This is a genomic window from Pseudolysinimonas sp. (genome assembly GCF_031389465.1).
Classification (GTDB): domain Bacteria; phylum Actinomycetota; class Actinomycetes; order Actinomycetales; family Microbacteriaceae; genus Pseudolysinimonas_A.
This window is the reverse complement of record NZ_JANMSQ010000069.1, coordinates 1-8,501: the sequence shown is the minus strand read 5'-3', so window position 1 is coordinate 8,501 and position 8,501 is coordinate 1. Positions and strand designations below refer to the sequence as shown.

General features: G+C 68.6%; 9 protein-coding genes. 4 read left to right on the top strand and 5 right to left on the bottom strand.

The window, feature by feature from the left end; genetic code table 11:
* From RMO30_RS02720 to RMO30_RS02705, 4 genes are all read right to left on the bottom strand, one after another.
* A partial coding sequence (locus RMO30_RS02720; protein ID WP_309709179.1) for an epoxide hydrolase N-terminal domain-containing protein occupies positions 1-320 on the bottom strand: 320 nt, incomplete at its 3' end.
* 31 nt (positions 321-351) lie between these two features.
* Positions 352-987, bottom strand: a complete 636-nt coding sequence (locus RMO30_RS02715) for a GntR family transcriptional regulator (protein WP_309709177.1) — start codon at positions 985-987, stop codon at positions 352-354.
* Between the two features lie 10 nt (positions 988-997).
* Positions 998-1,768 carry a DUF1932 domain-containing protein gene (locus tag RMO30_RS02710; RefSeq protein ID WP_309709174.1) on the bottom strand — a complete coding sequence of 257 codons (771 nt, stop codon included), beginning with the start codon at positions 1,766-1,768 and terminating at the stop codon, positions 998-1,000.
* Positions 1,769-1,964: 196 nt separating this feature from the next.
* The gene (locus tag RMO30_RS02705; RefSeq protein ID WP_309709171.1) at positions 1,965-3,374 is read right to left on the bottom strand and encodes an aminomethyl transferase family protein; all 1,410 of its coding nucleotides are present in this window, start codon (positions 3,372-3,374) and stop codon (positions 1,965-1,967) included.
* 156 nt (positions 3,375-3,530) lie between these two features.
* On the opposite strand from RMO30_RS02705, the gene RMO30_RS02700 reads away from it, so the two are divergent.
* The 3 genes from RMO30_RS02700 to RMO30_RS02690 are packed head-to-tail and all read left to right on the top strand — an operon-like array spanning position 3,531 to position 6,278.
* Positions 3,531-4,220 carry a 4-carboxy-4-hydroxy-2-oxoadipate aldolase/oxaloacetate decarboxylase gene (locus RMO30_RS02700; protein ID WP_309709168.1) on the top strand — a complete coding sequence of 230 codons (690 nt, stop codon included), beginning with the start codon at positions 3,531-3,533 and terminating at the stop codon, positions 4,218-4,220.
* Between the two features lie 38 nt (positions 4,221-4,258).
* Complete coding sequence (locus RMO30_RS02695) at positions 4,259-5,296, top strand: 4-oxalomesaconate tautomerase (protein WP_309709165.1); 1,038 nt, start codon at positions 4,259-4,261, stop codon at positions 5,294-5,296.
* A gap of 28 nt (positions 5,297-5,324) precedes the next feature.
* Positions 5,325-6,278 (top strand): VOC family protein, encoded by a 954-nt coding sequence (locus tag RMO30_RS02690; RefSeq protein ID WP_309709162.1) that lies wholly within the window; start codon positions 5,325-5,327, stop codon positions 6,276-6,278.
* Positions 6,279-6,321: 43 nt separating this feature from the next.
* Here the strand turns inward: RMO30_RS02690 and dapD are convergent, their stop codons facing one another.
* Positions 6,322-7,260: a 2,3,4,5-tetrahydropyridine-2,6-dicarboxylate N-succinyltransferase gene (dapD, locus tag RMO30_RS02685; RefSeq protein WP_309709160.1), complete on the bottom strand. Its 939-nt coding sequence runs from the start codon at positions 7,258-7,260 to the stop codon at positions 6,322-6,324.
* A 29-nt stretch (positions 7,261-7,289) separates the two neighbouring features.
* On the opposite strand from dapD, the gene dapE reads away from it, so the two are divergent.
* A complete protein-coding gene (gene dapE / locus RMO30_RS02680) occupies positions 7,290-8,363 on the top strand; it encodes a succinyl-diaminopimelate desuccinylase (RefSeq protein ID WP_309709182.1) in 1,074 nt (357 codons plus the stop codon).
* The last annotated feature ends 138 nt before the right edge of the window (positions 8,364-8,501 follow it).

Sequence of the window (8,501 nt, the reverse complement as noted above, 5' to 3'; positions counted from 1 at the left end):
TGCAGCGCGAAGCTATGCGGCCAGCCGTGCATCACCAGCAGGGTGGGCGCGTCGGGACGATCGGCGCGGCGATGCACGAAATGCACGGTCGTGCCGTCGACCTCAGCGAGAAACTGTGGGTGCGCGTTCAGCCACTCCTCCTGCGCCCGCCAGTCGAGCGCGATCCAGGACTCGACGAGCTCACCCAGATAGCTGTCGGTCATTCCCGACGGCATCCTGCGTGGATTGTCTGGTGTGAACCGGGTGCACCGCAGGCGCTCGTGCAGGTCGGCCAGCGCAGGCGCGGAGACATGGATGCGGAACGGCCGCGGTTCGCTCATCACCCCACGGTAGGCGGGGGCACCGACGGACTCAGCCGATCGTGCGCAAGGCCTGGATGACGCTGGCCAGGTGCGTGCGGGTCTCGGCTTCGGCCCGCACCGAATCCCGATTGGTGATCGCGTCGATGATCGCCGCGTGCTCGGGAGCCGACACGGCGGCGCGGCCGGGATAGAACGCGAGCCGGAACTGGTGCCGCACCCCCTGAGCGCGCAGGCGCTCGAGGATCGCGACCGCCGTGGGATGGTTCGCGATCTCGCGGATGCGACGGTCGAGCAGCTGGTTGAGGCGTGAGTACTCGAACAGGTCGGATTGCGCTGCCGCGAGAATGTCAGCTCGCAGCTGCGTGAATTCCGCGATCTCGGCATCCGTGATGTTCTCGGCAGCCTTCGCGGCGCACAGACCCTCGAGGCTGATGCGCACCTCGAGAATTTCGATCGCCTCGGGGAGCGGGATGGCGCGCACGCGCGAGCCGCGGTTCGGCAGCCGGTCGACGATGCCTTCGGCGGCGAGTTCGAGCAGCGCCGTGCGTACGGCAGCGCGGCTCGCGCCGTAGGTGGCCGAGAGGTCGGCTTCGATGAGGCGCTGGTTCGGCGCGTACTCGCCCGAAACGATCGCCTCACGCAAGACCTTCGTCAGATCGGTGCGCGACGCCGTCGTAGTGCCCATGGCGGCCATCCTAGGAAGTCGTTGCGGCGAGGGAGCGGAGCCACGCGAGCGTGCCGTCGGTCATCCAGGTCGGGGTACGCAGGTCGTCGAGGAACGCACGCGCATCCCGCATCTCACGTTCGCGCCGTGCGGCGTGCTGACGGGTGCCGTCGAGCAGCCGCTGCACGAGCGTGTCCCCGTCGGGCCCGAACTCGGTCGCGATCTGCGCGCGCAGCTCGGCGGTCGCACCGATCTTCTCGGCGGCCGCAAGGCTCTCGAAGACGAGGCCGGCGAGCCCTTTCATGAACACGCTGCGCACCAGCTTGAGCCCGGCCGCGTCGCCCGCGGCGATGCCCACCACGCGGATCGGCAGTCCGTAGGAGCCGAGCGCGTCGGCCGCCGCCTCGGCGCCATCGCCGCTCGCGAACAGCTCCGTTGCCAGCCCGGCGCGCGGCACAGGGGCCATGACCGCGACATCGGCGAAGGGGATGCCGGCCACGACCGCTCGGGTGGCGAGACCGCGCTTGTGGTCGGGAGCACCGGTGTTGAAGTCGGCGAACGCGGCAGGTGTCGTCATCCGGGGGAGGGCTTCGTCGAGCACCGCGTCGGCCGCGCTGGCCCCGACGAGGCTCAGGACGATCGCGGCGCCGTCGACCGCGTCACCGACACTCGACGCGCGGCTCACCCCGGTGAGACTCTCGGACGCGTCGGGGTCGAAGCCGACGACCTCGGCACCGCGCTCAGCGAGGCCGCGGGCATAGATCGCCCCCGCTTCACCGAGTCCCAGCACCGCGATCCTCATGCCCGGATGGTACCGCGGAATTGTCGACAATATCGTCGACGCTTCCGCAGGTGCACCCGTCCGCACTCGCATCCCGACCGTGCTGCTGCTTTCCGTTTTCAGGACTTGGTGGGGAAGGAGGGGAGGATGCTGCGGGAGCTGGGCTCAGCAGCCACGTCCGCGACATCCCCCTCACAACTTCCTGAAAACGGCGAGGCTACTTCGCAGCCGTCCGCCAGCCGCCCTGGTACTCGCTACGAGCCACCTCGGAGTACGGAACCGGGCTGACCACGACGCGAATCTCCACCTGCGTGTGCGGCTGAACGGTGGTCTTCTCGCTGTTCGGGCTCTCGCCCCAGAGGAGGGTGAGCTCGGTGCCGACCTCGACCTCCTGGGCGACGGTCGCGAGCGAGAGCGCGCGGCGCTCGTTCGCGGAGTAGCCGGTGAACATCGAAACTCCGACCGGGGTGCCGCCCGCATCGACGATCGAGTCGAAGTTGCTCGAGCCGTAGTTCGCGTTCGGCAGGTCGAAGAACTGGGCGCCGTCGGACTCTTCGGGGGTGAAGTACGAGCCGAAGATCTTGTTCGTGACGTCGTCGCTGTTCCAGGCGAGCGTGACCTTCTTGCGCTGCGTCGTCGGGTCGACCTTCTCGAGCGCATCGCGGCCGATGAAGTCGTGGTCGAACTTCACGAAGGAGCCGTAGCCGAGCTCCCACGGGGTCGTGTAGTAGTCCTCGATGTCGGTGGCGAGGAACGAGCCGGCGAGGGCGTTGATCGCCTCATACTCGGCCGGGCCGGTCCATTCGCGAAAAGCCCGCTCCGCCTCACTCGAGTAGACGGCGGGAAGCGGCGACGGGATCCAACCCGACTCGAGGGTGTTCGACGAGTACGCGCGCGATCCCACGGGTTCGATGCCGAACTCGGCGCCCTGCTCGAGGATGGTGGTGCGGATCTTCTCGGCGTCGGCGTAGGGGCCCCAGATCTCGAGGCCGGGTGCTCCCGCCATGCCGTGACGCAGGGTACGCACCGGGATGCCGCCCACATTCATGTGCCCGAGGTGGAAGAACTTCACCTTGTCGACGGGGCCGCCGTTGACCTTCTCGATGATGTCCCAGGCTGCAGGCCCCTGGATCTGCAGGCGCCAGTACTTGCGTGATACGGCGGTGCCGTACGGGCGCGAGTTCGAGCGGCGGTCGACCTCGACCTCGACGTCGTAGCCGCCCTTCTCGGCGTGGTACCTGAGCCAGTTGGCAACGGGCGCGCGTCCGACGTAGACGTATTCCTCGTCGGCTTCGTGGAACAGGATGCCGTCGCCGATGACGCCGCCGTTGGAGGCGACCGGCACGATCTGCTTGGCGACGTTGACCGGGAAGTTCTCGGGGCTGTTGATCATCGTGTCGCTGAGGAGCTTGATCGCACCCGATCCTTTGAGGATCAGGTTGTCCATGTGATGCGACTGGTCGAACAGCACGGCGGTGGAACGCCAGGCGCGCTGCTCGCGGCGGAAGTTGGTGAACTCCGAGGGCACGACGGGGTAGATGTAGGTGCCCAACTTGTTGTTGCGTAGCATCTCGACGGCGCCACCGGCCGCGTCGATCTTCTGTTGGAGGTTCTGGGGGGCGGTCATGTCACTTCTCCTGACGTCGTCGTCACGTGGGCCCGCTGGAGGGGCGTGACAGGCAGACTACCTTCCGACATAGATAGTTGTATAGCCTTGTGGACTAGATTGGTGCCAGAATTGTCGACAATCGATCCCGACGCCGGGACCACCCCTCGGAGCCGCATGAAGAACGTCATCGTCACCGATCCGCCCCGCACCGCGGTCGCCGATCTCGACCTTCTCGCCGAGTTCGGCGTCGCAACCGTGCACGAGGCCTTCGGCCGCACGGGACTGGTCGGCGCCTCGCTTCGGCCGCTGCAGGAGGGCGCTCGAATCGCCGGCTCCGCCGTGACCGTGCTGTGCTGGCCGGGCGACAACCTGATGATCCACGCCGCGATCGAGCAGTGCCGGGACGGCGACATCCTGATCGTCACGACCACCTCGCCCTCGCTCGACGGTTCGTTCGGCGAGCTGTTCGCCACCCAGTTGCAGCGCCGCGGCGTGCGCGGACTGGTCACGACGGGCGGGGTTCGGGATGCCGTCGACCTGCGCTCCATGGGCTTTCACGTCTGGTCGGCCGCCGTCAACGCGCAGGGCACCGTCAAGGCGACGCCGGGTGCCGTCAACGTGCCCGTCATCGTGGGTGGTGTGACGGTCAACCCCGGCGACGCCGTCATTGCCGACGACGACGGCGTGATGGTCGTGCCACGGCTCGAGGTCGCCCGCGCGCTCGAGGCCTCGCAGGCCCGCACCGACAAGGAGGCCGCCGCGCGCGCCGCCTACCTCGAGGGCGTCGTGAGCATGGACCAGAACAAGCTTCGCGGTGTGCTCGCCGACCTCGGCGTCACCTACGAGCCGTACACCGAGGCCTGAGCACCGTGGTCGCCCTCGCGAAAAACGGTCTGCGCTGCATGCTCATGAGGGGAGGCACGTCGAAGGGTGCGTTCTTCGTCGCCGCCGACCTGCCCGCGGATCCTGCCGCCCGCGACCGACTCCTGCTGCAGGTGATGGGCAGCCCCGACCCGACCCAGATCGACGGGGTCGGAGGCGCGCATCCGCTTACCAGCAAGGTCGCGATCGTGTCGCCCTCGGCGGAAGCGGATGTCGACCTCGACTACCTGTTCCTGCAGGTAGCCGTCGACGAGCCGATCGTCGCCGACCTGCAGACCTGCGGCAACCTGCTTGCCGCCGTCGGGCCGTTTGCCCTCGAGCGCGGGCTCATCTCGGCGAGCGGCGCGACGACGACGGCGCGCATCCGGCTGATCAACACCGGCGACCTCGCTACCTCGATCTTCCCCACCCTCGACGACATGCCGGAGTACGCCGGTGACACGGTGATCGACGGCGTGCCCGGTGCTGCTGCGGCGATCGAGATCGAGATGGGCGACGAGGCGACCGCGAAGGAGCTGTTCCCCACGGGCAGCGTCATCGATCAGGTCGCGGGGCATCGGGCGACGCTCATCGACAACGGGATGCCCGTGGTGCTGCTCGAGGCCGTCGAGTTCGGGGTCGCGGGCGACGAATCGCCGACCGAGCTCGAATCGCGCGCCGACCTTGCCGCCGACGTGGAGACGGTGCGACTCGAAGCGGGTCGCCTCATGGGTCTGGGGGACGTCTCCGAGCAGACCGTGCCCAAGGTTTTCCTGCTTTCGGCACCCCGCCACGGCGGAGCGATCGATACGCGCGGCTTCATCCCGAAGAAAGTGCACACCTCGATCGGCGTACTCATGGCCGCCTCGATCGCCGCGGCGGTACGCATCCCGGGAACTGTCGCAGCCGGGATCGCCGTCGCACCTGACAACGACGTCACTCGCCTCGAGCACCCCAGCGGCACGTTCGACGCGAAAGTGCGGGTCTACCCGACTGACGGCACATGGCGGGGCACGTCGACATCCATCCGCACCGCGCGCAAGTTGTTCGACGGCACCGTCTTTCCCCGCAGCTACTGAACCCCCGAACCGACCAAGGAGCATCTCAATGACGAAGCCCGGCCCTCGCGACATCGCCCACCTCGGCGGTCTCGAGCTCTTCACCAGCAGATTCGACGAGTCGAAGTGGTTCTTCACCGAACTGCTCGCGATGAAGGAGGTCGGCACGGAGGGCGACTCCGTGTTCCTGCGCACCTGGGACACCTACGAGCGTTGGACGATCAAACTCACCCCGCGCGACCAGTCGGGCGTCGGCAACGTCTCGATGCGCGCCGCCTCACCCGAAGCCCTCGGTCGTGTCGTCGCGTCGATCGAGAAGTCGGGTCGGGGCACCGGCTGGGTCGACGGAGAGCAGGGGGTCGGCACAAGCTTCACCTTCACCGACCCCGATGGCCACCCGATGAGCGTCTACTGGGACTCCGAGTGGTACCAGGCGACCGACGACAAGCCGGCCCTCAAGAACCAGGCGTCGCGCTTCCCGGGCCGCGGGGTGAACGCCCGCCGACTCGACCACGTGAACTACCTCGGCGCGAGCGTCGAAGAAAACGGCGCATTCATGGCGGATGTTCTCGGCCTCGAGTGCACCGAACTGATCCGACTCGACTCCGGCAAGATCGGCGCCCAGTGGTTCCACTTCGGCAACAAGTCGTACGACGTCGTGTACTCCTCCGACCACACCGGCAGCAGCGGACGCCTGCACCACATCGCGTTCGCCCCCGACACCCGCGAAGACATCCTGAAGGCCGCCGACATCTTCCTCGAGAACGGCATCCACATCGAGTCCGGCCCGCACAAGCACGCCATCCAGCAGACGTTCTTCCTCTACGTCTGGGAGCCCGGCGGCAACCGCATCGAGTTCGCCAATGCCGGAGCGCGCCTCATGCTCGCCCCCGACTGGAAAACGATCGAGTGGACCGAGGCCGAACGCAAGAAGGGGCAAGCGTGGGGGATGCAGACGATCTCCACCTTCCACACCCACGGCACCCCGCCCATCGCGGGTTGAGTGCCGCCGAAGGCGGTGTATCGAAACCAGCCCGCTGAACGACTCAGGTGTGCAGGGCCTCGTTGAGGATGACCGCGGCGCCCTCGCGGGGGAGGGCCTCGACGGCGCCGGTCGCGGAGTTGCGGCGGTACAGAATGCCGGACGCGCCGCTCAGCTCGACTGCCTTGATCATGCGCGGCTCTTCGCCGGGGACCAGGAGGGCGAGCTTCGTGCCAGCCGTCACGTAGAGGCCTGCTTCGACGACGCAGTCGTCGCCGAGCGAGATTCCGATGCCGGAGTTCGCGCCGAGGAGTGAGCGGGCACCGATCGACACCCGGTGCGTGCCGCCGCCGGACAGGGTGCCCATGATCGACGCGCCGCCCCCGATGTCGGAGCCGTCGCCGACCACGACGCCCTGTGAGATACGGCCCTCGACCATGGAGGCGCCGAGCGTGCCGGCGTTGAAGTTGACGAAGCCCTCATGCATCACGGTCGTGCCGGGGGAGAGGTAGGCGCCGAGGCGAACCCGCGCCGGATCGGCGATGCGCACCCGGGCGGGCGTCACGTAGTCCACGAGCCGCGGAAAGCGGTCGACGCCGAGCGACGAGATGCCGGCGCGCTGCAGCGCGGGGCGCAGCCGGTCGAATGCTTCGGGCAGCATCGGGCCGGCGGTCGTCCAGGCGACGATCGGCAGGTGGGCGAAGATCCCGTCGAGGTTGAGCTCGTTCGGTGCAACGAGGAGGTGGGAGAGCGCGTGCAGGCGCAGGTACGCATCCGACGTCGAGTCGGGCGCCGCGTCGAGGTCGATGCCGAGCACGACGTGTTCGACGCGCACCCCGCGGCGCGCGTCCGGTCCGAGGTGCGGGGCGAGGTCGGCAGGGATGCCTGCGTCGCTCGGCTCCGTCGTCGACGGCGCCGGGTACCAGGTGTCGAGGACGGTGCCGTCGTCGGCGATGGTGGCGAGCCCGTGGCCCCACACCATCTGAGGCTCGACGGAGGTCATGGTCTCAGCGTATCCGTGGCTAGGGTGGCATCGTGCCGCTCGATCTCACCGCCTCTGTCGTCGAACTGACCCGGCAGCTCGTCGACATCGAGTCGGTCTCGGGCAACGAGACGGCGATCGCCGACGCCGTGGAGGCGACGCTGCGGGCGTACCCGCACCTCGAGGTCACTCGCGACGCCGACGCCGTCATCGCCCGCACGAACCTCGGCCGCGACCGCCGGGTCGTCATCGCCGGGCACCTCGACACGGTGCCGGTCAACGACAACCTCCCCGCCCGTCTGGAGGACGGCGTGCTGTGGGGGCGCGGCACCGTCGACATGAAGGGCGGATGCGCCGTCATGCTCGCGCTCGCCGCCCAGGTCGCGGCCCCCGCGGTCGACGTGACGTGGGTCTGGTACGACCACGAGGAGGTCTCGAGCGACCTCAACGGCCTCGGTCGCATCGCCCGAGCCAGCCCCGAGCTGCTCGAAGCCGACTTCGCGGTGCTCTGCGAGCCGTCGAACGCCGAGGTCGAGGGTGGCTGCAACGGCACCCTCCGCGCCGACGTGCGGGTCACCGGAAAGCGCGCCCACTCGGCACGGGCCTGGATGGGCTCGAACGCGATCCACGCGATGACCCCCGTGTTACAGCAGCTGGTCGCCTATGAACCGCGCGAAGTCGAGGTCGACGGACTCGTCTACCGCGAAGGGCTCAACGCCGTCGGCATCCGCGGTGGGGTCGCCGGCAACGTCATCCCCGACGAGTGCGTCGTCGAAGTCAACTACCGCTTCGCACCCGACCGCGACGCAGAACTCGCCGAACGCCACGTACGGGATGTCTTCGCCGGCTTCGAGGTCGAGATCACCGACGTCGCCGAGGGTGCGCGCCCGGGTCTCACCGATCCGCTGGCCCAGGCCTTCGTGGCAGCCGTCGGTGGGGAGGCGCGACCCAAGTACGGCTGGACCGATGTCGCCCGTTTCGCCGCGCTCGGCATCCCGGCCGTCAACTACGGTCCGGGTGACCCGTCGCTCGCGCACGCCGACGACGAGCGCGTGCCGGTCGAGCAGATCACGCGCTGCGAGGCGGGCCTCCGGCAGTGGCTAACCGCGACTCCCGCGGGTTGAGTAGCGCCCCCCCGAGGGCGCCGCGTATCGAAACCCATGTCGCCGAGATGGGTTTAGATACGCGTGCCGCTTAGCGGCGCGCTACACAAACCGCGGGAGTCGCGGGTAGCCACAGCCGGAGGCCCGCCACGCCGCGCG